We start from the raw sequence: 22,967 nt of genomic DNA on the forward strand, positions 1-22,967 counted from the left end.
CCGGGCGGCCCCTGCGCGGCCCGGCCGGTCACCGGCGGCGCTCGGCCCCGTCGTCGTCGGCGGGAGCCCTGGTGCGAAGCCGGGAGAACCCGACGAGGACCGAGGCCGTCGCCGTGATCGCCAACGCGAGCACCGCGATCCAGACCGCCACGGACCCGTAGCCGCCGGCCGCCTCGTGCGGGTCCAGGAACGGATAGGGGTACCACCAGGGGTTGCCGGTGCCCTCGTCCAGCACGAACGGCGCCCGCACCAGCGTGTAGCCGGCCCACAGCACCGGATAGACCACGATCCCGCCGACCGTCCGCCACCGGATCCGGCTCCGCCCCGGGGCGAGCAGCCAGTCCAGCAGCGCGTAGACCGGGACGATCGTGTGCAGCACCTCGTTGGCCCACGGCTGCTCCAGGGCCGCCTCCTGCGGCAGAGCGCGCAGCAGCGCGTTGTAGACCACCCCGGTGGTGACGGTGTACGTCGTGGCCGCGGCGCGCAGGGCCCCGAACCACGGCGGGTCGGCGCCCCGCCGGGCGAGCAGCGACCACGCGCCGAACCCGAACACCACGGCGTGGAACAGCGACGTCTGGATGGTGAAGTAGCTGAAGAAGTTGGCGACGTCGACCGCGATGGCCCGGTCCCCGCGCTCGATCCAGAACCGCAGGTACGCCTGCAGCCGCCCGGCCACGGCCACGACCAGGGCCAGGCCCATCAGCACGCGGGCCGCGGCGAAGCACCGTCTCATGTCTGCCTTCCTCCGGTGCCGCAATCTACCCTGAACGGCTGACCTGCGAGAATAGGGGTCCCGACACCACCGGCCGGAGCGGAGGGAACACCGTGCGCAGGTTCGAGCCACCGCAGACCCGTGCCCGGCGGACGGTGCTCGTCCCGCTCGCGGTCGCCCTGGGCGTCCTGACCGGCTGCACGCCGCAGGCCGTGGAGGCCACCTCCCCCGCCGCACGGGCGCTCGCAGCCCTGCCCGTCGAGAACGCCGGCAGCGGGGAGGACTACGACCGGCTCGCCCAGTTCGGGGACTGGGCCGATCCCGACGGCAACGGCTGCGACGCCCGCAACGACGTCCTGGCCCGGGACCTGACCGGTGACGTCCTCCACGACGACGGGTGCAGGGTCCTCTCCGGGACCCTCGAGGACCCCTACACCGGGCGGACGATCGAGTTCGTCCGCGGACCGCTGACCTCCGCCGACGTGCAGATCGACCACGTGGTGGCGCTGAAGAACGCCTGGATCTCCGGGGCCGACCGGCTCACCCGGGACGAGCGCACGGCCCTCGCCAACGACCCGCTCAACCTGCGGGCCGTGGACGGGCCGACCAACGGGGAGAAGTCCGCCTCCGACGCCGCCGGGTGGCTGCCGCCGAACGAGTCCTTCCGGTGCGAGTACGTGGCCACCCAGATCGCGGTCAAGACCCGCTACGAGCTGTTCGTGACGGCTCCCGAGCGGGACGCCATGGCGGACGTGCTGGCCGGGTGCCCGGACCAGGACGTGCCCACCGACGTCCCGCCGGCCGGGAACACCGCCGCGGGGCCGTCACCGGCGCAGGAGGTCCACTACGCCGACTGCGCCGCGGTCCGCGCCGCGGGTGCGGCGCCCCTACGCTCGGACCAGCCCGGCTACCGCCCGGAGCTGGACCGGGGCGGGGCCGAGGGCCTGGCCTGCGAGTGACGGTGGACGCCGCCGCGTGGCACCACCGTGGCGAGGCCAGGGTCCTGTACGACTTCACCGTCGTCGACGGTCTCGTCGGGCACATCACGTTCCGCGCCGAGCCCGAGGTGCTGGCACAGGTGGTGCGACGCGATGGGGAGCAACGACGCGGCTGATCCCGCCGGTGGTCACACTTCCCGTGCGCCGATCGTCGAACAGTCGAACATCAACACACCGAACAGATCACAGGAAGGGAACCGCACATGAAGACCATGACCTGCCGGCAGCTGGGAGGACCCTGCGACCTCGAGCACCGCGGCGAGACCGCCGATGACGTCATCACGGCCCAAGACCGCCACCTCAAGGACGCGGTGAAGGCCGGTGATGCCGCGCACCAGGAGGCGCGCGACGCGATGAAGGGTCGCTGGCGGCACCCGAAGCAATCGCTGGGCTGGTACCGCGACATGCAGAAAGCCTTCGCCGATCTCCCCGAGACCTGACCCGTGTCCCACCAGGCAAGCAGCGACACGACAGCGAGAACCGCAAGGCGACCTGAGCAACGACACGGTCACCCGCCACGCGACCACTGACGTCGTGGTCGTCGGGGCTCACTGTACAAGTGCACAATGACACCGGCTGAACTGGTTGTTGGGAACTAGTGCCTGCACCCCGCTGTCCTGCGACGATTGTGGAAACCATCAATCCAGCGCAAGGACGGACAGTCATGCTCAACGGTGCCGTGCCCGAACCCGATCCCACCCAGTTCACCGGACCCGACGCCGCCTTCCTGGAGGACTTCGCCACCCTGTGCACCTTCGGTGCTACACCCGGCGGCGGAGTGGACCGGCAGGCCGGGTCCCCCGCAGACGGCGAGCAGCGTGCCTGGCTGACTCGGACACTGCAGGACAAGGGCTTCGACGTCCAGTTCGACCAGGTCGGGAACCAGTTCGGCATGCTGGAACTGCACTCTGGTGCGCCTTATGTGCTGGTGGGCTCCCACCTCGATTCCCAACCGACAGCTGGACGATATGACGGCGCGTACGGCGTCCTCGCCGCCGCCCACGCTGCATTCCGCCTCGCAGCGGAGTGGCGGGCCGATGGGACGGCTCCCCGCTACAACCTGGCGGTCGTGAACTGGTTCAACGAGGAAGGCGCTCGCTTCAAGCCGTCGATGATGGGCAGCTCCGTCTACACCGGAAAGATGCGGCCCGAGGACGTTCTGGCCACCACAGATCCGGCGGGCATCACCGTCCGAGAGTCGTTGGAGGCCACCAATGCTCTGGGGCAGGGCGACGGACCGACCGCCGTCTACGCCGCGGAGATCCACATCGAGCAGGGCCGCAGCCTGGAACGCGACGGCATCGCCATCGGAGTCGTCGACTCCAACTGGGCGGCCAACAAGTACGAGTTCGAGGTCCGCGGTGAGCAGTCGCACACGGGGTCGACAGTCATCGCTGACCGGCGCGATGCGCTGCTCGGCGCGTCGATGCTCGTCGTCGCCGCCCGGGAGATCGCGGATCACTTCCCTGACGGAGCCGTTCACACTTCGGTCGGCCAGCTCGACGTCTATCCCAACTCGCCCGTGGTCGTGCCCTCGCTGGTCACTCTGCTCCTGGACCTGAGGTCCGCCGACGAGCAGCTCCTCGCCGAGGCAGATCAGCTGTTGCATGAGCGCATCGAACGGATCGAGCACGCGGCCCGGGTCGGGATCAGCAGGACGGGGTCCCACTGCTGGCCGGTCACTCCCTACCAGTCCGAAGGTGTGGAGCTGGCAGAGAAGACCGCCGCCAACCGAGGCCTCACGTACACGCGGGTCAAGACGTTGGCCGGACACGACTCCACCAATCTGAAGGACATCGTTCCCACAGTGATGCTGTTCGTTCCGTCGGTGGAGGGCATCTCGCACAACGAGCACGAGTACACCACCGACCGGGACGCCGTCACCGGGCTGCACGTGCTCACCGACGTTGTCCGAAACCTCTGCCTCGGGGAACTCGACCCCCGATAGTCGCGACAACGCGGAAGGCGCCCGGCCAACGGCAGGGCGCCTTCCGCGTTTCCGGCGTTGCTACGCCGGCTCGGTCACGCCGCACCAGTCGGCGATGAACAGAGCGATAGTCTTCGTCACCTTGCGCACGGACTCGAGGTGCACGCGCTCATCGAAACCGTGGATCGACTCGGACACTGGCCCGTAGACCAGCGCCGGTATCCCGGCGTACAAGGCGAAGACCCGGCCGTCCAGGTATCCCGGGGTGGTGAAGCTCTGCAGCGCCGACCCGAAGGTTTTCTCATGCGCAGCCGCCAGAACCGCCTCGGCGTCCGAGCCCTCTTCCAGGACATAGCCCTCGGAGAAGAACCCCGTCCGCTCCGCGGATACTGCAGCCCCGGAATCCGTGGTCCGGAGGCACTCCTGGATCTCTTCCCATGCGTCAGCGGCTGAGATGCCGGGATAAAGTGCCACGCGCACGTCGAACTCGCACCAGGAGGGCACGCTCGAGGGCCAGTCGCCGCCGGAGATCATGCCGATGTTGAGGTTGATCGGACGATCAACGTCTTCGAAGTACCGGTGGTTGCCTCGGTCGGAGTTCCACTTCGTCTCCAATTCCCGCAGTGCGCCCATGACCGTGTAGGCCGCGTCGATGGCGTTGAACCCCGAGGCCATCTCCCGCACGTGGGTGGGTTTGCCGGACACACGGACCCGGAACCAGATCACTCCGACGTTCGCCCGCACCAGCATGTTCTCCTCAGGTTCGGGGATGACGACGGCATCTGCGGTGTAGCCGCGCTGCAGCGCGGCCAGTGATCCGTTGCCAGTGCACTCCTCCTCCACGACCGACTGGAGGTGGATGGTCGCCGCCGGCGTGAATCCGGCAGCCAGGACAGCGTCGAAGGCGAAGAGATTCGCGGCCAGGCCGGCCTTCATGTCGCCAACCCCTCGCCCGTACATCCACCCGTCCTCGACCACGGCATCCCAGGGGTGGTGCTCCCAGGTCTCCTCAGGTCCGGTGGGGACGACATCGATGTGCCCATTGAGGATGAGTGAACGTCCCCGCTGCTCCGAGGCGGTGTAGGTGCCCACAACGTTGGTGAGGTCCTCGAAGGCAACAGTGGTGGGGCCGTATCCCACATGCGCACTCAGGGCTTCGCCGTCGAGCGTCCACCGATCCACGGCGAGGCCGCGTTCCCGGAACTGGGCGGCCATGAGGTCCTGGGCGCTGGCCTCAGCGGCCCTCAACGAGGGGTGGCGAACCAGCTCCGCTGTGAACTGGAGCTGCCGGTCGAAAGCAGCGTCTACCGCGTCGGTGATCCGGCGCGCTGTATCGGGATCCAGCATGGTTCCTCCTTATCGAACGATCGACTTGTCCTTGACGCGAAGACGTTCGCCGAAGAATCCACCGGCAGCAGTGATCAGGGACACGGCAATCAGCAGCAGGGCTGGGGCCCAGGAGGCACCTCCGGAGAATCCCAGCAGGGCCACGGCGATCAGAGGCAGGAATCCGCTCAGCGCACCGGCCAGGTTGTAGCCGAGCGCGACACCGCTGTACCGCAGATGCGGTGGGAACAGTTCGGTCAACAGACCGCCCGTGACCGCGTAGGCCAAGGAGAGCAGGGCGATACCGACAGTTACCGCCAGGATGATGGCCGCCGGACTGCGGGAGTCGATCAGCCAGAAAAGCGGGAACGCGGCCACCGCGGTGGCGATGCCGCCGAACACGGTCATGCGCCCGGGCCCCATCCGTTCGCTGACACGGCCCACGAGCACGATGACGCCGATCTGGACGACAGCGGCGATCAGGGTGGCGTTGACCATGAGTCCACGGTCCATGCCGAGCGTTTCAGTACCGTAGCTGATGACGAAGGTGGTCATGATGTAAAAGCCACCGACGCCCAGAAAGGCGGCCATGATGGCAACGATCAACCGGCCCCAGGCTTGGCGGAAAACGTCGACTGCCGGGATCTTGGCGCGCTCCTCCAGCTTGACCAGTTCACGGAAGATCGGTGATTCCTCGACCTGCAACCGGATGTACAGCGCGATGAGCAGCAGCGGGAAGGCCGCCAGGAACGGCAGGCGCCAACCCCACGAATCAAAAGCGTCAGAGGGCAGGAGCAGCACCAGGGCGAAGGCGCCGGAGGACATCAGGGTGCCGACCGGCGAACCGACCTGCACCAGCGCCGCATACCGACCGCGCTTCTCGAGCGGGGCGTGCTCCACCGCGATGGTCATGGCACCGCCCCATTCACCGCCCACCGCAAGACCCTGCACCAGACGCAGGACTGCCAGCATGATGGGTGCGGCGAGGCCGATGCTGCCGAAGTCGGGCAACAGGCCGATCAGTCCGGTAGCCACGCCGATCGACACGATGGTAATCAGCAGCGCTGGTCGACGGCCTACTCGGTCACCGATGTACCCGAACAGGACGGCGCCGAGCGGTCGGGCAGCGAAGCCGACACCGAACGTGGCGAACGCTGCCAGCGTCGCGGCCGTCGGATCGAGTGTTGTGAAGAACAGTCGGTTGAACACGATGGCGGCAGCAGTGCCGAAAAGGAAATAGTCGTACCACTCAAGAGCCGTGCCGACGAAGGCCGCGCGGGCGATCTTCCCGGCATCGGCTCCGCTGACAACGGGCACCGCCGTGTCCACTTCCGGCGTTGTCTCATGTGATTCCATGTTCAGTCTCTCGATCCTTCGATGTGGGACGGGGTTTGGGCGGTGTGGTTAGTCGTCTGCAGTTCATCGACATAGTCCTGCCCAAAAATGCAGACGCCGTCGAGCAAGGTGGCCAGCACAGTGATTCGGCTGATGTCTTCGGGTGGCACTTCTGCCGGATGCGCCGAGAGGAAGACCAGATCGGCGAGCTTTCCGCGTTCCAGGGTTCCCCGCTGGTCTTCTTCTCCTGCGGCCCACGCCGCGTCGACCGTATAGGCACGCAGGGCCGTTTCGGCGTCAACGCGTTCCTGGGGACTCATCGTTGCTCCACCGGAGGTGCGGCGCAGCACCATGGACTGCATGCCCAGCAACGGCGCCCCGGCTGCCACCGGCCGGTCCGAGCTGCCAGGTACTCGCACCCCGAGATCGAGGAAGGACCGGTGACGGTACACACACGGTTCCCGCTCCGCGCCGACAGCGTCGGCCATCGTGTCACCCACCTCGTACAGGAAGTGCGGTTGCGGAACCGGGGTGACCCCCAAGGAGGCGAACCGGTGCAGCTGGTCCGGCCGCACCATGCCGGCGTGCTCGATGCGGTGTCGTGCCTCAGATCTTGGCAGGTCCTGTTGGGCAGCCGCGAAGGCGTCCAGGGCGACATCGACGGCGGAGTCCCCGATCGCGTGTGCTGCGATGTTCCAGCCCGAGCAGTGCGCGTCCACGATTCGTTGGGTCAGTTCCTCGATGGAGAGCTGAAAACTGCCGGTGCCGTGGTCGTGGTCGCAGAACGGCTCCGTCACGGCAGCCGTGCGACCGATCAGGGAACCGTCGATGAAGATCTTCATGGCGCCGAGCCGGACACGATCGTCACCGAATCCTGATGCGATACCGAGGTCCAAGCCGAAGGTCCTCCGGTCCGCGGCATGGCAATGCAGCGGGTGCAGGGCATCACTGGAGGCCATCAGCTGGACCCGAGTTCTCAGCAGACCCTGGCGCCGGGCTTCCACGTAGGCGGCAAGTTCCACGGCGCTGCGTCCGATCCACCCCGCACCGATGCCCGCCTCCACCACATGCGTCAAGCCCTCCGAGGCATAGACCGAGCTGGCCGCTCCGATCGCCTCGACCAGGTCCGCCACCGGGTAGGGCACCATCAGCGCGGTGACCAGCTTCTGGGCCTGTTCCTCGAGCAGACCCGTTGGCCCTTCAGAATCTCGGACCACGGTGCCGCCTTCGGGGGTGGGCGCCGAACCGTCCAGCACGCCCGTGCGTTCGAGCGCCTCGGTGTTGACGGTGCACATGTGTCCCGACCGATGCTTGAGCCAGACCGGACGGCCATTCGAGCACCGGTCAAGATCGCTCCGGTGCGGATGTCCACCCATGACCGTGTCGTCATAGCCAGACCCCACCACCCACGCGTCTTCAGCGAGGCCGGACGCGAATCCGGTGACAGCGTCGTACAGCTCGTCCAACGTCCGGCAGCCGGACAGGTCCAGCTCGGCGAGAGATTGTCCGAACCAGGCCATGTGATTGTGTGAATCGCCAAAACCGGGGACCACGACGGCGCCCTCGCAATCGAATGTGCGCCGTGCGGGGAGCTGGAGGACGTCCTCATCGAGACCGATGATTCGTCCGTGCAGCACGCCCAGGGCGTGCGCCACGGGAGCCCCGTCGATCATCGTGAAGATACGGGCATTGACAAGTTTTAGATCCAGCATGATCCTCCAGGGATCTCTTCCACAGTTTGATGACCAGATAGGCGTATCCCTTCCCATCGTGGCCCGGATCACGACTCCAGACAATGGATGAAGACAGCGCACTATGGCCCTAGAATGGGCAAATGCCCAATGAGGAAGCGGTGTATGCGGGAGACCCTGCCGAGGGGCCGGACTCCCGGTCGGTCGTGGCGGATGTAGTGGCCGGCTGCCTGGCCGACATCGACCAGATCGCGCAGGACTTCCTGCTGGAAGTCGAGCAGATCGAGGGTTACTCGAGCTCCGCCGTAGTAGCCCAGGACCTGCAGGAGACCGCGGTGGCCTCGATGGAGTTGCTGCTGCGGCTCGTGGGGGATCTCCCGATACCCGACCGGCTGGCAGGGATGTCTGAGGCTCTGGGCCACCGCCGCGCACAACAGGGAATTCCGCTCGAGTCCCTGCTGCGCGCGGTGCGCATGGACTTCCGCATCCTGTGGACCGCGATGCTGAAGAAGGTCCCCGTTGCGTCCCTGCCGAAATTCACCGAGGACGCGGTCCGGGTGTGGGAAGCAGTGGAGTTCCACACCATCCGAGTGCACGCGGGCTATCTCGATGAGCTGGCCACCATGGCCCAGGAGAAGGAAGCGCAGCGCGCATTCCTCCTGTCACGGCTTCTGAACTCGGATGGCAAGGACTCGCAGTTGCTGGGCCAGGCCGCCCGTGCGCTGGGCGTGAATCCGGAGAGCAGCTTCGTTGTCGCCGTCGCGGCTGAACACGCGCAGAAATCCTTCAGGACCGGGGTTCATCGCGCCGGCGCCGACCAATTTCTGCACGAGCGCGACGGCGCGCTGATTCTCATTCTCGAGGACACTCCGGCCCGGCCCGGACAGGAGCCAGCAGAGGGGCGCCCCTGGCTCGCCCCACTCGACTGTTTCGTGGCACCCCGCGCGCAGTCCTTGGCCGAGGTGCCTCTCATGCTCCGGATCGCGTTGGAGTCGCTGCCGGCAATCACGCCCGAGACACCAGGCCAGCGGACCGTGGGGCACACATGGGGACATGTGGCGGCCACCCGGCTGGGAGAGTACGGAACGGTTCTGGCGAACTCGGTACTCGGGCCCCTCACCACCATCTCGGCGCATGAAAAGGAGCGGCTGATCGAAACGGTCCAGGCGTATCTCCGTTCGGGGTCGGTGTCCGACGTTGCTGGAGAGCTGTATTGCCACCGGAACACGGTGCTGAACCGGCTTGCCCGCTTCGCGAAGCTCACCGGATACGATCCGGCCAGTCCGCAGGACGCCGCGACGGTCATCGCCGCACTTCACACCAAGCGGCTACTGGACAACTGATCGGAGCAGTTGAGAAACCAGGCGCGAGAACTCCCGTGGGTCAGTGTCCCGAAACCGGCCATGTGTGAAGCGGAAGGGCGTTGGGGCAGGATCAGTTGGCACCGGGTGGCGCGGCGATCCCCCGGATCTTCCCATCGCACGGCAGGACGGAGAAAAATCTGGTGATGGACCTCCCCCGCATCTTCACCATCCGCGAGAGCACCCACCGGATCCACAACCCGCTGACCGCGGGCAAGCTCGCGGCCCTGGGCGAGGCGCTCCACCTCGCCCCCGGGACACGGATGCTCGACCTGGCCAGCGGTTCGGGCGAGATGCTGTGCACCTGGGCGCGTGACCTGGGTTTCACGGGCACCGGGGTGGACATCAGCACGGTCTTCACCGAGCAGGCCCGGGCCCGCGCCGTCGAACTCGGCGTCGCGGACCGGGTCGAGTTCGTCCACGGTGACGCCGCCGGCCATGTCGCGGACCAGCCGGTCGACCTCGCCGCCTGTATCGGCGCCACGTGGATCGGCAACGGCGTCGCCGGAACCGCCGAGCTGCTCGAGCGCAGCCTCCGCCCCGGAGGACTGATGCTGATCGGCGAGCCCTACTGGCGGCGGACTCCTCCGGACGAGGAGACCGCCCGGGCATGCCACGCCACCGGCCTCGCCGACTTCCTGCTCCTGGCGGAACTGATCGAGCAGTTCCAGCAGCTCGGATACGACGTCGTGGAGATGATGCTGGCCGACCAGGACAGCTGGGACCGCTACGCCGCGGCCCAGTGGCTCAACCTGCGCCGCTGGCTCGACCAGAACCCGGACGACGATCTGGCTACCGAGGTACGCGAAGAACTCACCACGGAGCCCGCCCGCTACGCGCGCTCCACGCGTGAGCACCTCGGCTGGGGAGTCTTCGCCCTCATGGAACGCTGATCTCCCGGAGCAGGTTCCCGGGTCAACGGGCGTACGGCCCGGCGGGACCGAGGAGGTCGAGGCCGGGGCGCAGCACGAAAAGACCGGTCCGGGAGTACCAGGAGCGCCCGGAGGAACGCGTGGGAGGCGGCTACAGACCGATCTCGTCCAGGTCGGCCCCGACGATCAGCCGACCGCTGTACCCCTGCTGCGCCGCCTGCCACTTCTCGAGCGGCCAGCTGCCGGGCACGAAGTGGTTGAGCACGAGCGTCGGGAAGCCGGCCTTCTCGGCGATGGCGCCCACCTCTTCGACAGGGGTGTGGGACTTGATGAGGTGCTGGAAAGCCGCTTCGTCCTCGGAACTGCGAGGTTCCGGATAGCGCTGGGCCGCCCATTCGGTGGCGATCACCTCGTGCACCAGCACATCCGCGCCCCGTGCCATCCGGACGAGGTTCTCGCTGGGTCCGGTGTCGCCGGAGAAGACGACGCTGCCGTCCTCGGTGTCGAAGCGGAAGGCGAAGGAGGGGAAGACCGGAGCATGCTGGACCAGGGTCGCGGAGACCTTCACCCGGTCGTCCTCGTAGAAGACCACCGGCTTCATCCGCGGGTGCGGATCGCCGTTCGGGTCGTCGAGGAGACGCTCCGGCAGCGGGATGTCGTGACCGGCGAACATGTCCTGCGGAGCGGGCATGCCGCCGTCGATGGCGCGATCGTTGAAGTCCGTGGCGAAGGCACGCACGAGCAGCCCGACCATCTCCGCGGTGCCCGGGGTGGGGTTGTCGGGGGCGGTGATGGGCGGCATCGGATGGGTGCCGGTCTTCGGCGGCAGGATCCCGCGGTTGCCGGGGCCCCACACCGGGACAGGTCGGTCCGCGGCCACCAGACCGTTGTAGGCGCCCAGGCTGAGGATGTTCGACAGGTCGTTGATGTGGTCCGAGTGCAGGTGGGTGAGGAAGATTGCGCGCAGATCGCTCAGCGCGGCCCTGGCCTGCCAGTTCCCGAGCTCGGCGTCCATGAGCCGGAATCCGACGCCCTCGCCGGTGTCCACGAGGTAGTAGCGGTCACCGACGACCAGCGCGCTGGCGATGCCCGTGCGCGGCGGCTCGGTGGCGCCCCAGCCCGGGCCGCCGCTGGTGCCCAGGAGGACGATCTTAGTCCGTGCATCGGAACGCAACGGCGTGCCGGCCGCCGCCGCAGCCACGGGGGCCGGCGCGAGCAGGGGAACAGCACCGGCAGCGGCGAGACCGCCGAGCACCGTACGACGCGACACGGGACGTTCTCGAGAGGACATCAGGACTCCTGGGCAGGCTGCAACGAGACGCACATCACACTAGTCCGCAGACCGTCTGTTCAACAGGCGGTCGAGCACCGGCCCCTTCCCCGCACCACGAGCGCGCTGACCGGCCGGGGGCCCTACGCCGGCGGGCCGGCCCCGGGCCCGTCCTGCGCCGTGGCGCGCAGGTGCTCCCGGCCGACCCGGCGGACGCACTCGGTGATGCGGTGCAGCCGCTCGGAGTCCAGGGCCCAGCTCTGCCAGTAGAGGGCGACGTCGTGGTGCGCGTGGTCCTCGAGCAGCTCCAGGGACCCGTCGGCGAGGTCCGTGCCCAGCTGCAGCTCCGGGAGCATGCCCCAGCCCAGACCCGCCCGGACGGCGGCGAGGAAGCCCTCGGCGGACGGGACGGTGTGGGTGGGCGGGGACCGGTCGACGCCGCGGGCGCGCAGTGCGCGCAGCTGCAGGTCGTCCTTGGCGTTGAACCGGAGCACCGGCATGTCCGCCCAGTCGACGCCGGCCTCGGTGGTGAACCGCCGGCGCAGGGCGGGGGTGGCGACCGGGACGTAGCGCATGAAGCCCAGCCGCTCGAGCCGGCACCCGCTCACGGGGGCGGGGTCGCCGGTGACGGCGCCGATGACGTCCCCCTGGCGCAGGAGCCGGCTGCTGTGGTCCTGGTCCTCCACGTGCAGGTCCAGGGTGGTGTCCGACCAGCCGGCGGCCTCCTGCAGGACGGGCACGAACCAGGTGGCCAGGGAGTCGGCGTTGACGGCCACCGGGGTCACCGTCCGGGAGGAGACCCCGTGGCCGAGGGAGTGCAGGGCCTCCGCCTCGAGCACCTGCACCTGGCGGGCGGTGCGCAGCAGCACGGCCCCGGCCTCGGTGGGAGTGCAGGGCGCGCCGCGGCGCACCACGACCTGGCCCACGGAGGCCTCCAGGGCCTTGATCCGCTGGCTGACGGCCGACGGGGTGATCCCCAGGGCGTCCGCTGCGGCCTCGAAGGTGCCCTCGTCGACGATCGCGGTCAGGGCGCGCAGATGCTCGAAGTTCATGAAGCAAAGCTAACGCACCCGTCAATTCTTTCGTTTGTCTGCATCGCGAGAGCTGGCTACCGTCGAGGCCATGTGGAGCATCTGGGGTACCGGGCTGATGAGCGGGCTGGCGCTGATCGTCGCCCTCGGCGCGCAGAACGCGTTCGTGCTGCGGCAGGGCATCCGCCGCGAGCACGTGGGGGTGGTGGTGGCACTGTGCGCGGTCAGCGACGCGGTGCTGATCCTCGGCGGCACGGCCGGGATCGGGGCGCTGGTCTCCCGGTTCCCGGAGGCCCTGGACGTGCTGCGGTGGGGCGGGGCCGCCTACCTGACGTGGTGGGCCGTGCGGTCCTTCGCCTCGGCCCTGAAGCCGTCCTCCTTGACCGCCGAGGCCCCGCGCTCCCGCGGATCGGTCATCGCCACCACACTGGCCCTGACCTACCTGAACCCCCACGTCTACCTCGACACCGTGGTGCTGCTGGGCAGCCTCGCCAACCAGCACGGAACCGACGCCCGGTGGATCTTCGCCCTCGGTGCCGTGGTGGGCAGCGTGGTGTGGTTCTCCGCCCTGGGCTACGGCGCCCGGGCGCTGTCCGGGGTGCTCAGCAGCCCGCGCACCTGGCGGGTGGTGGACCTGGTGATCGGCGTGGTGATGCTCGCCCTGGCCGTCAACCTGGTGCGGGGCTGATCCCGCGGTCTCAGCCCGCGGCCGGCTCCTCGGTGACCGACTCCTCGGCGGCAGGCTCCCCGGTAAGCGGCGGCTCCTGGGTCAACGGCTCCTCGGTCGTGGGCTCCTCGGCGGCCGGCTCCTCGGTCATCGGCTCCGCCGACGCCGCCTCGGTCCAGGAGGCGCCGGGCTCCCGGGGCGTCCCGGCGGCGAAGGCCTGCCGGACGGCCTCGGCCTGCTCCTCGGGACCGGCGTGCTCGGCGGCGGCGATCACCGTGGCGAACGCCTTCGTGTCGTGGACGAGCTCGGTGATCGTCTCGGGCGAGTCGACGCACCAGGCGTAGGCCGTCGCGTAGTCCACGGGGCGCCCGTCGGCGGTCACGGTCCCGCGCTCGTCGATCTCCACGCTCATGCGTCCTCCTCGGTCGGGGCTCCGGCCTCCGGAGCGGGCCGGCCGTACGGCGAGAGTACCCCCGGGCGGCACGGCAGGACCGGAGGAGACCCTCTGCCGGCCGGATCCGCGCCACCCGGGCGGGCACACCTCGTGCCGGAGTGACACCCTGTCGTCAGCGGTTGTCAGGCTTGCTCCCTAGACTGGACGGGTGCAGGCCTGGCTGGAGTCCCTCCCCCTCGGGGCCGCGATTCTGTTCTTCTGGGCCGGGGCCGTCGTGCGGACCACCACCATCTTCGCCCTGGGCCGCGCCGCCGCCACCGGCGGGAGCCGGCGCTCCGACCGCGTCCGCGAGCTCATGGACACCGCCGTCTACCGGCGGGCCCAGCGGCTCGTGCACCGCTGGGGCGTCCTGGCCGTCCCGGCCTGCTTCCTGACCGTGGGCCTGCAGACCGCCGTCATCCTCACCACGGCCGTCACGGGCATGCCCCTGCGCCGCTGGATCCCCGCGATGCTCGTGGGCACCCTCATCTGGGGCGTCATCTACGGCACCGTGGGCATGGCGGTCGTCTGGGCGTGGCTGGAGCAGCCGTGGGTGGTCGCGCCGCTCGTCGTCGCTGTGCTCCTCCTGCTGCTCGGCCACAGGATCCGCGCGCGACGCCGGGCCCGCCGCGATCGCCGCGACGAGGACCTGCCGATCTCCCGGTGACCCCCCGGCCCGCCGTCCGGTCTCAGAGAATTCTTATGAACCGGGGGTAGTGTTCCGGCAGTGATGTCACCGATGCAGTCCCCCGTTCCCCACATGTTCGCCGCGCCCGTCTACGCCGCCGAGCGGCTGCTCGTCGAGGCCATCCACGACGAGCACGTCAGCGTCGACGCCGTCGTCGTCCTCGACGCCCTGGCCGAGCACGTCACGGCCGCTGAGGCCCCCGCCCTCGAGGTCGTCGCCGAGGACGCCCAGCTCACCTGCGCGGAGCTCGCGGCCGCCCTGGGCGACCTGGACGACCTGGGCTACCTCCAGGAGCTGGCCGAGCACGCCCCGCCCCTGTCCGCTCTTCGCGCCTCGCTCTTCGGAACGGCCGCCTAACCGCAGCGGTCACCGCGCTCCACCGCCGCGGGACGACACGTCCCGTCACGAAACGTCGCTGCAATGCGTGTTTCATACCTTTGCCGTCATCGACGGGGTGCCATGCATCCCACGGACACGGCGCGGGGCACCGCCCCGCGCCACGGCAGACGTGCCGGCTCACCGGCGCGGGAGAGCGACGGCCATGACCGCCCAGCAGCACGATCTCGGGGACGCCGACCTGACCGTCCGCAACCCCGATCCGTCCCTGCACAACGAGGACCTCGCGCCCCTGCCGGCATCACGGCGCACGTGGGGATGGTTCGCCGTCTTCAACGTGTGGTCCAACGACATCCAGAGCCTCGCCGGCTACACCCTCGCGGCGAGCCTGTTCATCACGGCGGGCATCAACGGCTGGTTCGTGTTCGCCGCGATCCTGCTGGCCGGGTTCATCATCAAGGTGCTCGTGGACCTCAGCGGCCGGCCGAGCGTGAAGTACGGCTTCCCCTACCCGGTGCTGGCCCGGGCCTCGATGGGTGTGCGCGGGGCACAGTTCCCCGCGATCGTCCGCGCCGTCGTCGCCGTCTTCTGGTACGGGGCGCAGACCTACTTCGCCTCGACCGCCATCGCGCTCGCCCTCAACGCCCTGCTCGACTCCCCCGGCGGCCCGCTGCTCCTCGGGATGGACGGGGTCGCGTGGTTCTCCTACGTGCTGGCCTCCGTCCTGCAGGTGGCACTGTTCCTCGGCGGCATCGAGCGGATCGCCACCTTCCTCAACGTGGTGGGCCCCGCGGTCTATCTCGTGATGATCGCCCTCCTGGTGGCAATCTGGGTGCAACTGGGCTCCGCGCTGCCGCGGGCGGTCGGAACGGTCTTCTCCTCCTCGGAGGTCACGGGCTGGGCTGCGGTCTCTGCGTTCGCGGGGGTGACCGGCACGATGATCGCCTACTTCGCCGCCGTGGTGATCAACTTCGGGGACTTCGCCCGCAACGTCCGCACCGAGCGGGCCATGCGCCTCGGCAATCTCACCGGCCTGCCGCTGAGCCTCGCCCTGTTCACGTTCCTGTCGGTGTTCATCACGGCCGGGGCGTACCTGCTCTACCAGGACGGCGAGGGCGAGCCGCTGACCAACCCCGCGGAGATCGTCGGGCTCGTGGACAACACCGCGCTCACGGTCCTCGCCGCGGTGACGTTCCTGCTGGCGACGCTGGGCATCAACGTCGTCGCGAACTTCATCCCGCCGTCCTACTCGCTGTCCAACATCAGCCCGGCGAGGATCTCGTTCCGCACCGCGGGCACGATAACGGCGGCGGCGGGCTTCGTCATCGGGGCGCTGTGGGTCGCGGTGATCTCGACCATCGGGCTGCCGGCGTTCGTGGACACCCTGGGCGCGGTACTGGCGCCGCTGTACGGGATCATCGTGGCCGACTACTACGTGGTGCGGAAGCAGCGGCTGCACCTGCACGACCTGTACTCGGCCGACCCGCAGGGCGCCTACTGGTTCACCCGCGGCTGGAACCGGCGCGCAGTGGTCGCGTTCGCCACAGCCGCGGTGTTCTCGGTCCTGGCCGTGTGGTTGCCGCAGCTGGCGCAGCTCAGCGGCTTCGCCTGGGTGATCGGTGCGGCCCTCGGCGGGCTGTTTCACTGGCTGGCCATGCGGAAGATCGTGGTGCGGACCTCGGCCGACGACCTCTGAGCCCCAGAGGGCCGGGGGACGGGCTCAGTCCCGCTGCTCGGACTCCTCGTTCTTGGCGTCCCCGTGCTCGTGCGGGATCGGGGTCATCTCGGTGGTCATGTCGGCGTCGTCGTTGGAGGCGGCGTCCTCGATGGGGTCCGGGCTGGAGGTGGGCTGCTCGCTCACGGGGTGCTCCTTCGTCGGGATGGCGTGCGCCGCATCGGCGCGGTCTCCCCAGACTACGACGGCGCCCTGCTCAGCCGGCGTCCTCCGCCGGGGCGCGCAGCGGCGCGAGGGCGGTGGACCAGGCCACGACCTGGTCCAGCATCGTGGCCAGCGAGCGCCGGTGGTGCTCGGCCGGGGCGAAGGTGCGGTAGTGCTCGAAGTCGGTGCGCAGGGACAGCGACACCTGCTGGCGCACGTCGGCCAGCTGCAGCTCCCCGGCCACCTGCCGCAGCTGCTCCACGGCGCGCACGCCGCCGGCGGTGCCGTAGGAGACGAAGCCCACGGCCTTGTTGTTCCACTCGGCGTAGAGGTAGTCGAAGGCGTTCTTCAGCACCCCGGGCGCGCCGTGGTTGTACTCGGGGGTGACCACCACGAAGCCGTCGAAGCGATCGATCGTGGCCGCCCACCGCCTGGTGTGCTCGTTCTGGTACTTCCCGGCCGAGGGCGGCACCGGCTCGTCGAAGTGCGGCAGGGGGTGCTCCCGCAGGTCGAGGAGCTCGAACTGGGCGTCGCCGCGCCCGGAGGCGTGGGCGAGGACCCAGCGGGCCACGTCCCCGCCGTTGCGGTTCGGCCGGGTGCTGCCGAGGATGATGCCGATGCGGACCATGGCGGTCCCTCCCGAGGGTCTCGGATCAGGTGCTGACAGTGCCAACACGTGCTGCGGGCCGCTGCTTCCCGTCCGGAGCCGCGGACAGCAGCCGCACGGCCTCGCGGGCGGCCGCCCGCCCCGCGCGGGTGGCGCCGAGGGTCGAGGCCGAGGCGCCGTAGCCGACCAGCAGCACCCGCGGATCCCGGAGCACGCGCACCCCGTCCATCAGGATGCCGCCGCCGGGTTCGCGCAGCCCCAGGGGTGCCAGGTGGTCCAGGGCGGGCCGGAAGCCGGTGGCCCACAGGATCGCGTCCGCCCGAACCTCCCGGCCGTCGGCGAGCCGGACGCCCTCGGGCGTCACCGCCCCCAGCGGCCCGGCCGAGACGAGGATCCCGGCTTCGATCCCGGCCCGGTACTGGGCGGTCAGGGGCAGCCCGGTGGCCGAGACCACGCTGGCCGTCGGCAGGCCCGCGCGGGTCCGCTCGTCGACCCGGCGCTCGACGTCCCGCCCCCAGTCCGGGTCGAACTCCCGGTCCGTGAAGCGCGGGGGCCGGCGGGTGACCCACGTGGTGGTGGCGCCCGCCGCGGCGAGCTGGAGCAGGAACTGCACGGCCGAGGTGCCGCCGCCCACGACCACCACGTGCCGGCCGCGGAAGTCCTCCGCCGAGCGGAAGTCGTGGGTGTGCAGCTGCCGCCCGCGGAAGGACTCCCGCCCGGGGTAGTACGGCCAGTGGGGGCGGTCCCAGGTGCCGGTGCCGTTGATCACCAGCTCCGTCCGCCAGGTGCCGGTGTCCGTGACCACCTCGAGCAGCCCGTCGTCGGACGCCGCCTCGACCCGCCGCACCGCGACGGGACGGTGGACCGGCAGCGCGAAGCGGCGCTCGTACTCGCCGTAGTAGCGCGCGACGACGGCGGAGGCCGGCTCGGCCGGGTCCGGCACCCCGAGGGGCAGCCCGGGCAGGTCGTGGATCCCGTGGGCGCCGCCGAAGGTGAGCGAGGGCCAGCGGTGCCGCCACGCTCCCCCGGGGCCGGGATTGGCGTCGAGGACCACGAAGTCCTCCTCGGGGACCAGTCCCCGGCGCCGCAGGTGGTGGGCCGCCGACAGCCCGGCCTGTCCCGCCCCGATGACCACGACCTTCATGCCCGCTCCCCTTTTTGGTTGATGTATCACCAATCAGGGAACGGCCGGGGGTGCCGAGCTATTCCTGGGCCCGCCCCGCCGCCGGGGCGTGCTCCCCGAGCAGGGAGCGCACGTGCCGGACCGCCCGCCGGGCCTCCGGCGTCCACCAGGCGCCCACGTAGACGTGGAAGGCGCCGGGCTCGTAGATCAGCTTCCCCGGGTTGCCTGCCCGCGCCAGGTCCCGCGCGAAGGCCAGGACGTCGGCGGCCAGGATGTCCTTGCCGCCCTGGACCACGTGCACCGGCGGCAGCCCGGCCACGTCCCCGTAGAGCGGGCTGACCAGCGGGTCGGTGAGCTCGCGGTCCCGCGCCCAGGCCGCGGCCATGGGCACCACCCGGTCGGTGCTCAGCATGGGGTCGTGCGGATCGATCTCCCGCACGGCCGGGTGCGTGGCGGAGACGTCCACCGCCGGGGAGAAGCCCACCACGTGGTCGGGCATCCGCTGCCCGGCGTCCCGCAGGCGCATGGCCAGCCCGATCGCCAGGCACCCACCGGCCGAGTCCCCCGCCACCACGATCCGGTCCGCGGCGGGCCGGGCCACGAGGTCCGCCCAGGCCGCGGCGAGGAAGTCGTAGCCCTCGTCCACGTGGCCCTCCGGGGCCAGCCGGTACAGCGGGACCGTGACCGTGGTCCCGGTGTCCTTCACGAGCTCGCGGACGATCCACCAGTGCGCCGGCAGCAGCGGGTTCACGAACGCCCCGCCGTGCAGGTAGATCAGGTGGGACCCGTCCGCCCCGGCGCGCGGGGTCAGGCGCAGCAGCGGGCGCCCGGCCACCTCGGTGCGCTCCACGGCGTGCGAGCGCCGCAGGTCGGCGGGGATCCTGGCCGGCTCCGGGTACCGGCGCCCGTGCAGCTGCTCCACCGGGGTCCACGGCTGCAGGCGCGCCCGCAGCCGGACCGCCTGGGAGGTCAGGGCCATGCTGATGCTCATCCGGTCACCCTTCCTTCGCGCCGGGCTCAGGCCAGCTGGAGGGTGGTGAGGCAGGTCGGGCTGTCCGGGGAGGTCTCGAACTCCTGGACCGCCCGGCCCCGCTCCGAGCTGATCTCGAGCGTGCCGGTGATGTCCTTGGGCAGCCAGAAGCCCACGAACCCGTTCTCGTAGCTGGTCACGCTCTCGTCCACGAGCACGGCCCCGGAGCCGTCGGTGATCCGCACGTCGAAGTCCTCGCCCACGAGCTCGCCCTGGCACCCGGAGAGGCTGTGGAAGAAGCACTCGTGGGTCGTGGTGGCATACGGGGCGACCGCCAGGTAGAAGCGGTCCTCCGGCATGGGCAGGGTCGTCTCGGCGGTGCCGTCGTCGAGGACCACCTCGTCGTAGGTCACGGAGCCGGCGAGCCCGGCGTCGCGGTCCTCGTGCGTGCGGTCCAGCTGCTCGACGACCTCCTGCGTGCTCGCGCCCTCGAGCCCGTGCGCCCGGAGCAGGTCGTCCTGCTCGGAGCCCCCGCCGGCGCAGCCGGAGACGAGGAGGAGGACGGCGGCGGACACGGACAGCACGGCGGATCGCATGGGTCCATGATATCGGGGCGGCCCCTGTCGCCGGCCCCTCCGCGGCCGCCCCGGGATGCCGGGAGTTTCCTGTGGGACCGGTCACAGATCCCGCCCCGGCGGCTAGAGTGGATGTCCAGTGGTGTGAGGGGTTCGGGAGGATCCGCCGTGCAGAACACCGAGAACAACGACGTCTCCGGGATCGTGCTCCTGATCGCCGGGGCGGTGGTCCTGTCGGTGGTCTCGTTCGTCCTCGTCAACCTGGGCACGATCCTTCTCCTCCTGCTGGCCGGGGCCGTCCTGTGGCTGCTCGGCATGTTCGTGCGGGAGTTCGCCCGCTCCCTGACGGAGCGCGCGCGGGAGCGGCTGCACGGCACGTCGCGAAGCCCTGCCGCGTCCGGTGCGCGGACGGCCTGCAGGGCCACCGCGAGGATTCCGGGCAAGAGCCCCCGGAAGAACAGCGGGAAGTCGATCGTGAGGACCGCCGAGCAGGCCCGGCTGACGGCCGCGGAGGACATGCGCACCGCGTGGATCCGCTGGCAGCTCGGCGTCCTGCCGCCGCAGCAGCGGCACGGGGACGCGAGCTTCATCGCCGTCCGGCTGGCCGAGGTCCCGCACGCGGACTGGGACGCGACCCGGCTGCGGCGGCACGGCCAGGCCCTGTGGTCCGTCCGGGACGCCGCCGCCAGGACGCCCCTGCACGGGGAGGTCGAGGCCCGCCTGGACCGGGTGGCCGCCATGCTCTCGGAGCTGACCGACGAGGAGTTCGACACCCACCGCGGCCAGATCGACGACCGCTACCTGTACCACCCGGACCGGGAGGTCCGGGCCGCCTACCTGGCGGGCGGTTCGCAGGGCGTCGAGGCCATCATGGGCACCATCACCGCCGTCCGCGCCCAGGTCCGCGAGGACGCGGCCGCCCGGGCCGCCGCGGACTCCCTGGCGCGCGAGCGCAACGCCGCGCTCCGGGCGCTGCGGGAGACCCGCCGGCCGGCCCGGCCGCGGGACGCGCACGCCGCGTGGGAGGCGCAGGCCGAGCAGATCGGCCGGTGAGCCGCCGGGACCGGGGCGGGCCCTACGCCAGGTGCTCCTCCGGCTCGCCCTGGAACTCGCGCACCTCCACCGGGAGCGTGGTCGCCTGCGCCAGCTTGCGGCCCCACTCGATGGCGGCGTCGTAGTCCGGGGCGGCCACGATGCAGATGCCCCCGGCGTGCTCGTCCTCGCGCTCGTACGGACCGTCCGTGGTCACCACGTCCTCGCCGTGGAAGCGCACGACGACGGACGCCTCCGCCCGGTCCAGGCCCCCGGCGAAGACCCACGCCCCGGCCGCCCTGAGCTCCTCGTTGAACGCGGCGACGTCCCGCATCACGGGCTCGAGGACCTCCGGGGCCGCCGGTCCGCCGTCGGGCTGTTCGATGCTGAGCAGGTAGTGCTTCATGGCGAGCCTCCTGGGCGTCGGATGGTCCTCGGAGTCTACGGTCGCGGCGGCCCGCCGAAATAGACCTGGGCGTCCACCACCTGCCCGTCGCGCACGGTGATCGCCTCCATGTTCCGGAAGGTCCCCCCGGTCCGGAGCTCGTACTCGTACCGGACGAGCACCAGGCCGGGTTCCGCCTCGACCACCTGGAGCAGGTCCTGCCGGGAGACCCGCTGCGCCGTGGGGAAGCACCGCTCGAAGTACGCGGCCCGGTCGATGTGGTCGTCCTGCGGGGACGTGAACCGGAACCCGTCCCCGACGAGCCCGCGGGCCGCCGCCTCGTCCTGCGCGAGGTAGGCGGCGAAGAGCCGCCGGACGACGTCCGTGCTGCTGCTGGTCATGCCCGCAAGCTACTCCCGGGCGGGGTGCGGGACAAGCACCGGGCCCGGTCCGCCGGCCGGGGCTCAGCCGTTCTGCGGGACCTGGGCCACCAGCTCGTCGTCGCCGGGCTCCGTCACGGGCGGCAGGGTCCGGGCCTGCTCCGCGACGGGGCGCACCGCGCGGTCCGCGGGCTCCAGGCGCACGGTCCGGCCCGTCTCGAGGGAGGTGAGCACCGCCTCGTGCACCCGGATGTCCATCAGCCCCTCCTCCCCGCCGGCCTCGGGATCGGTGCCGGTGAGGATGCAGTCCGAGAAGTACTCGGTCTGGCCCGCGAACTGCTCCACCGGGTCGTGGGCACGGGTCTCGCTGCGCCCGTCACGGGTCACGGTCCAGCTGATGCCCACCTCGGGGCCGAAGCCGAAGCACGGCTGCGCCGCGACCACGCCCCCGGTGCCCACCACCGTGAACTGCTCGGTGGCCTCGCCCGCGTAGCTGATGGTGAACTGCGCCACCCGCTGCCCGGGGAAGCGCAGCGTCACCGCCACGGTGTCGTCGAAGTCGAAGCCGCGCCCCGGGGTCCGCACCCCCATCGCGTGGACCTCGAGGGGCTCGGCCGCGAACAGGTGGCGCACCGCGTTGAGGGGGTAGCTGCCCATGTCCGGGATGGGCCCGCCCCAGTACCCGGAGTGCCCGCGGTGGTTGGCCTCGTCGATGTCCTGGGTGAAGACGGCGGTGAACAGCCGGGGGTCGCCCACCAGCCCCTCGTCCCGGACCCGGGTGATCAGCTCGAGCGTGCCGGGCTCGTGGTGCAGCCGGTACGCGACCATCAGCCGGGCCCCGCCGCGCGCGGCGGCGTCGATCATCGCCCGGCAGTCCTCCACGGACGTCTCCATCGGCTTCTCCACCAGCACGTGGACGCCCGCCTCGAGCGCCGGCTCGGCGAACTCGCGGTGCCGGAACACGGGCGTGGCCACATAGACCGCGTCCACGTCGCCGGAGGCCAGCAGCGCGGGGTAGTCCTCGTAGGAGTACGCGGGCACGCCGTACTCGGCCGCGAGCTCCCGGGCCTTGTCCGGGGTGCCGGTGACCAGGGCCGCCAGCACGGAGCTGCCGGCCCGGGCCATGGCGGGCAGGAACGCCTGCTGGGAGATCTGGCCGAGCCCGACCACCGCGTAGCGCACGGGGCCGTTCGTCGAGGGGGCGGTCCGGGGAGAGGTCATGGGGGCATCCTTCGCGGTCGGGACGGACGGTCCCGGCCAGACTAGCCCCGCGGGGTCCCGGCCGGGCGGAGCGGGCCCGGCGTCCCCGGATCCCGCCGGATGCGCGATCATGGGAGGTCCGAGGGACCGCGCACGCGTCCGTCCCCGC

26 protein-coding genes are annotated in these 22,967 nt (G+C 70.6%); 11 read left to right on the plus strand and 15 right to left on the minus strand.

From position 1 onward, the window contains the following. Positions 1 to 28: 28 nt before the first annotated feature. Positions 29 to 733: a Pr6Pr family membrane protein gene (locus tag E7Z53_RS02070; RefSeq protein ID WP_176337065.1), complete on the minus strand. Its 705-nt coding sequence runs from the start codon at positions 731 to 733 to the stop codon at positions 29 to 31. A gap of 92 nt (positions 734 to 825) precedes the next feature. Here E7Z53_RS02070 and E7Z53_RS20100 point away from each other — a divergent pair, with 92 nt between their 5' ends. The 4 genes from E7Z53_RS20100 to E7Z53_RS02090 all read left to right on the plus strand — a co-directional run bounded on the left by E7Z53_RS20100 (position 826) and on the right by E7Z53_RS02090 (position 3,658). Continuing rightward, positions 826 to 1,671, plus strand: coding sequence for a GmrSD restriction endonuclease domain-containing protein (locus E7Z53_RS20100; RefSeq protein WP_369597941.1), 846 nt, complete (start codon positions 826 to 828; stop codon positions 1,669 to 1,671). After that, positions 1,668 to 1,826 carry a hypothetical protein gene (locus E7Z53_RS02080; RefSeq protein WP_217905334.1) on the plus strand — a complete coding sequence of 53 codons (159 nt, stop codon included), beginning with the start codon at positions 1,668 to 1,670 and terminating at the stop codon, positions 1,824 to 1,826. The genes E7Z53_RS20100 and E7Z53_RS02080 overlap by 4 nt, the downstream gene beginning before the upstream one ends. An 87-nt stretch (positions 1,827 to 1,913) precedes the next feature. Further along, on the plus strand, positions 1,914 to 2,150 hold the full coding sequence (locus E7Z53_RS02085) for a DUF1059 domain-containing protein (RefSeq protein WP_136340992.1): 237 nt from the start codon (positions 1,914 to 1,916) through the stop codon (positions 2,148 to 2,150). A gap of 224 nt (positions 2,151 to 2,374) precedes the next feature. Further along, the gene (locus tag E7Z53_RS02090) at positions 2,375 to 3,658 is read left to right on the plus strand and encodes a M20 family metallo-hydrolase (RefSeq protein WP_035924514.1); all 1,284 of its coding nucleotides are present in this window, start codon (positions 2,375 to 2,377) and stop codon (positions 3,656 to 3,658) included. Between the two features lie 60 nt (positions 3,659 to 3,718). On the opposite strand, the gene E7Z53_RS02095 is transcribed toward E7Z53_RS02090, so the two are convergent. From E7Z53_RS02095 to E7Z53_RS02105, 3 genes are read right to left on the minus strand one after another with little or no spacing between them, the layout of a single operon-like run. Further along, complete coding sequence (locus E7Z53_RS02095; protein WP_035924511.1) at positions 3,719 to 4,984, minus strand: ArgE/DapE family deacylase; 1,266 nt, start codon at positions 4,982 to 4,984, stop codon at positions 3,719 to 3,721. A 9-nt stretch (positions 4,985 to 4,993) separates the two neighbouring features. After that, positions 4,994 to 6,319 (minus strand): MFS transporter, encoded by a 1,326-nt coding sequence (locus E7Z53_RS02100; protein WP_035924508.1) that lies wholly within the window; start codon positions 6,317 to 6,319, stop codon positions 4,994 to 4,996. Positions 6,320 to 6,321: 2 nt separating this feature from the next. Beyond that, positions 6,322 to 8,010 carry an amidohydrolase gene (locus E7Z53_RS02105; protein WP_176337066.1) on the minus strand — a complete coding sequence of 563 codons (1,689 nt, stop codon included), beginning with the start codon at positions 8,008 to 8,010 and terminating at the stop codon, positions 6,322 to 6,324. Between the two features lie 122 nt (positions 8,011 to 8,132). Between E7Z53_RS02105 and E7Z53_RS02110 the strand changes: the two genes are divergently transcribed. Next, positions 8,133 to 9,332, plus strand: coding sequence for a PucR family transcriptional regulator (locus E7Z53_RS02110; RefSeq protein ID WP_081994233.1), 1,200 nt, complete (start codon positions 8,133 to 8,135; stop codon positions 9,330 to 9,332). Positions 9,333 to 9,496: 164 nt separating this feature from the next. Further along, entirely contained in the window at positions 9,497 to 10,243 is a 747-nt protein-coding gene (locus E7Z53_RS02115) for an SAM-dependent methyltransferase (RefSeq protein ID WP_176337067.1), read from the plus strand. 130 nt (positions 10,244 to 10,373) lie between these two features. Here E7Z53_RS02115 and E7Z53_RS02120 read toward each other — a convergent pair whose 3' ends face one another. Next, on the minus strand, positions 10,374 to 11,513 hold the full coding sequence (locus E7Z53_RS02120; protein WP_176337068.1) for an MBL fold metallo-hydrolase: 1,140 nt from the start codon (positions 11,511 to 11,513) through the stop codon (positions 10,374 to 10,376). 122 nt (positions 11,514 to 11,635) lie between these two features. Beyond that, the gene (locus tag E7Z53_RS02125; protein ID WP_176337069.1) at positions 11,636 to 12,544 is read right to left on the minus strand and encodes a LysR family transcriptional regulator ArgP; all 909 of its coding nucleotides are present in this window, start codon (positions 12,542 to 12,544) and stop codon (positions 11,636 to 11,638) included. Between the two features lie 70 nt (positions 12,545 to 12,614). On the opposite strand from E7Z53_RS02125, the gene E7Z53_RS02130 reads away from it, so the two are divergent. Beyond that, the gene (locus E7Z53_RS02130; RefSeq protein ID WP_031283834.1) at positions 12,615 to 13,211 is read left to right on the plus strand and encodes a LysE/ArgO family amino acid transporter; all 597 of its coding nucleotides are present in this window, start codon (positions 12,615 to 12,617) and stop codon (positions 13,209 to 13,211) included. A 10-nt stretch (positions 13,212 to 13,221) separates the two neighbouring features. Here E7Z53_RS02130 and E7Z53_RS02135 read toward each other — a convergent pair whose 3' ends face one another. Beyond that, positions 13,222 to 13,602, minus strand: coding sequence for a hypothetical protein (locus E7Z53_RS02135; RefSeq protein WP_176337070.1), 381 nt, complete (start codon positions 13,600 to 13,602; stop codon positions 13,222 to 13,224). Positions 13,603 to 13,792: 190 nt separating this feature from the next. Here E7Z53_RS02135 and E7Z53_RS02140 point away from each other — a divergent pair, with 190 nt between their 5' ends. The 3 genes from E7Z53_RS02140 (at position 13,793) to E7Z53_RS02150 (ending at position 16,343) form a co-directional block, all read left to right on the plus strand. Then, a complete protein-coding gene (locus tag E7Z53_RS02140) occupies positions 13,793 to 14,290 on the plus strand; it encodes a DedA family protein (RefSeq protein ID WP_035924487.1) in 498 nt (165 codons plus the stop codon). 60 nt (positions 14,291 to 14,350) lie between these two features. Then, positions 14,351 to 14,668: a hypothetical protein gene (locus E7Z53_RS02145; RefSeq protein ID WP_160291626.1), complete on the plus strand. Its 318-nt coding sequence runs from the start codon at positions 14,351 to 14,353 to the stop codon at positions 14,666 to 14,668. Between the two features lie 184 nt (positions 14,669 to 14,852). After that, the gene (locus E7Z53_RS02150; RefSeq protein WP_176337071.1) at positions 14,853 to 16,343 is read left to right on the plus strand and encodes an NCS1 family nucleobase:cation symporter-1; all 1,491 of its coding nucleotides are present in this window, start codon (positions 14,853 to 14,855) and stop codon (positions 16,341 to 16,343) included. Between the two features lie 24 nt (positions 16,344 to 16,367). On the opposite strand, the gene E7Z53_RS02155 is transcribed toward E7Z53_RS02150, so the two are convergent. The 5 genes from E7Z53_RS02155 to E7Z53_RS02175 all read right to left on the minus strand — a co-directional run bounded on the left by E7Z53_RS02155 (position 16,368) and on the right by E7Z53_RS02175 (position 19,822). Next, positions 16,368 to 16,508 carry a hypothetical protein gene (locus tag E7Z53_RS02155; RefSeq protein WP_017834987.1) on the minus strand — a complete coding sequence of 47 codons (141 nt, stop codon included), beginning with the start codon at positions 16,506 to 16,508 and terminating at the stop codon, positions 16,368 to 16,370. A gap of 70 nt (positions 16,509 to 16,578) precedes the next feature. Continuing rightward, entirely contained in the window at positions 16,579 to 17,154 is a 576-nt protein-coding gene (locus E7Z53_RS02160; RefSeq protein ID WP_035924477.1) for an NADPH-dependent FMN reductase, read from the minus strand. A gap of 25 nt (positions 17,155 to 17,179) precedes the next feature. Then, positions 17,180 to 18,277 (minus strand): FAD-dependent oxidoreductase, encoded by a 1,098-nt coding sequence (locus E7Z53_RS02165; protein ID WP_035924474.1) that lies wholly within the window; start codon positions 18,275 to 18,277, stop codon positions 17,180 to 17,182. Between the two features lie 58 nt (positions 18,278 to 18,335). Beyond that, entirely contained in the window at positions 18,336 to 19,247 is a 912-nt protein-coding gene (locus E7Z53_RS02170) for an alpha/beta hydrolase (protein WP_052132782.1), read from the minus strand. 26 nt (positions 19,248 to 19,273) lie between these two features. After that, positions 19,274 to 19,822 (minus strand): CueP family metal-binding protein, encoded by a 549-nt coding sequence (locus E7Z53_RS02175; RefSeq protein ID WP_035924472.1) that lies wholly within the window; start codon positions 19,820 to 19,822, stop codon positions 19,274 to 19,276. A gap of 147 nt (positions 19,823 to 19,969) precedes the next feature. Between E7Z53_RS02175 and E7Z53_RS02180 the strand changes: the two genes are divergently transcribed. After that, complete coding sequence (locus tag E7Z53_RS02180; RefSeq protein ID WP_176337072.1) at positions 19,970 to 20,854, plus strand: hypothetical protein; 885 nt, start codon at positions 19,970 to 19,972, stop codon at positions 20,852 to 20,854. Between the two features lie 22 nt (positions 20,855 to 20,876). Here E7Z53_RS02180 and E7Z53_RS02185 read toward each other — a convergent pair whose 3' ends face one another. The 3 genes from E7Z53_RS02185 to E7Z53_RS02195 all read right to left on the minus strand — a co-directional run bounded on the left by E7Z53_RS02185 (position 20,877) and on the right by E7Z53_RS02195 (position 22,819). Next, on the minus strand, positions 20,877 to 21,239 hold the full coding sequence (locus tag E7Z53_RS02185) for a YciI family protein (protein ID WP_035924466.1): 363 nt from the start codon (positions 21,237 to 21,239) through the stop codon (positions 20,877 to 20,879). Positions 21,240 to 21,274: 35 nt separating this feature from the next. Then, the gene (locus E7Z53_RS02190) at positions 21,275 to 21,619 is read right to left on the minus strand and encodes a nuclear transport factor 2 family protein (protein WP_017834994.1); all 345 of its coding nucleotides are present in this window, start codon (positions 21,617 to 21,619) and stop codon (positions 21,275 to 21,277) included. 63 nt (positions 21,620 to 21,682) lie between these two features. Continuing rightward, positions 21,683 to 22,819 carry a Gfo/Idh/MocA family protein gene (locus E7Z53_RS02195; RefSeq protein WP_176337073.1) on the minus strand — a complete coding sequence of 379 codons (1,137 nt, stop codon included), beginning with the start codon at positions 22,817 to 22,819 and terminating at the stop codon, positions 21,683 to 21,685. Positions 22,820 to 22,967 lie beyond the last annotated feature (148 nt).

This window comes from Kocuria salina, assembly GCF_013368965.1.
In the GTDB taxonomy this organism is placed as follows: domain Bacteria; phylum Actinomycetota; class Actinomycetes; order Actinomycetales; family Micrococcaceae; genus Kocuria; species Kocuria rosea.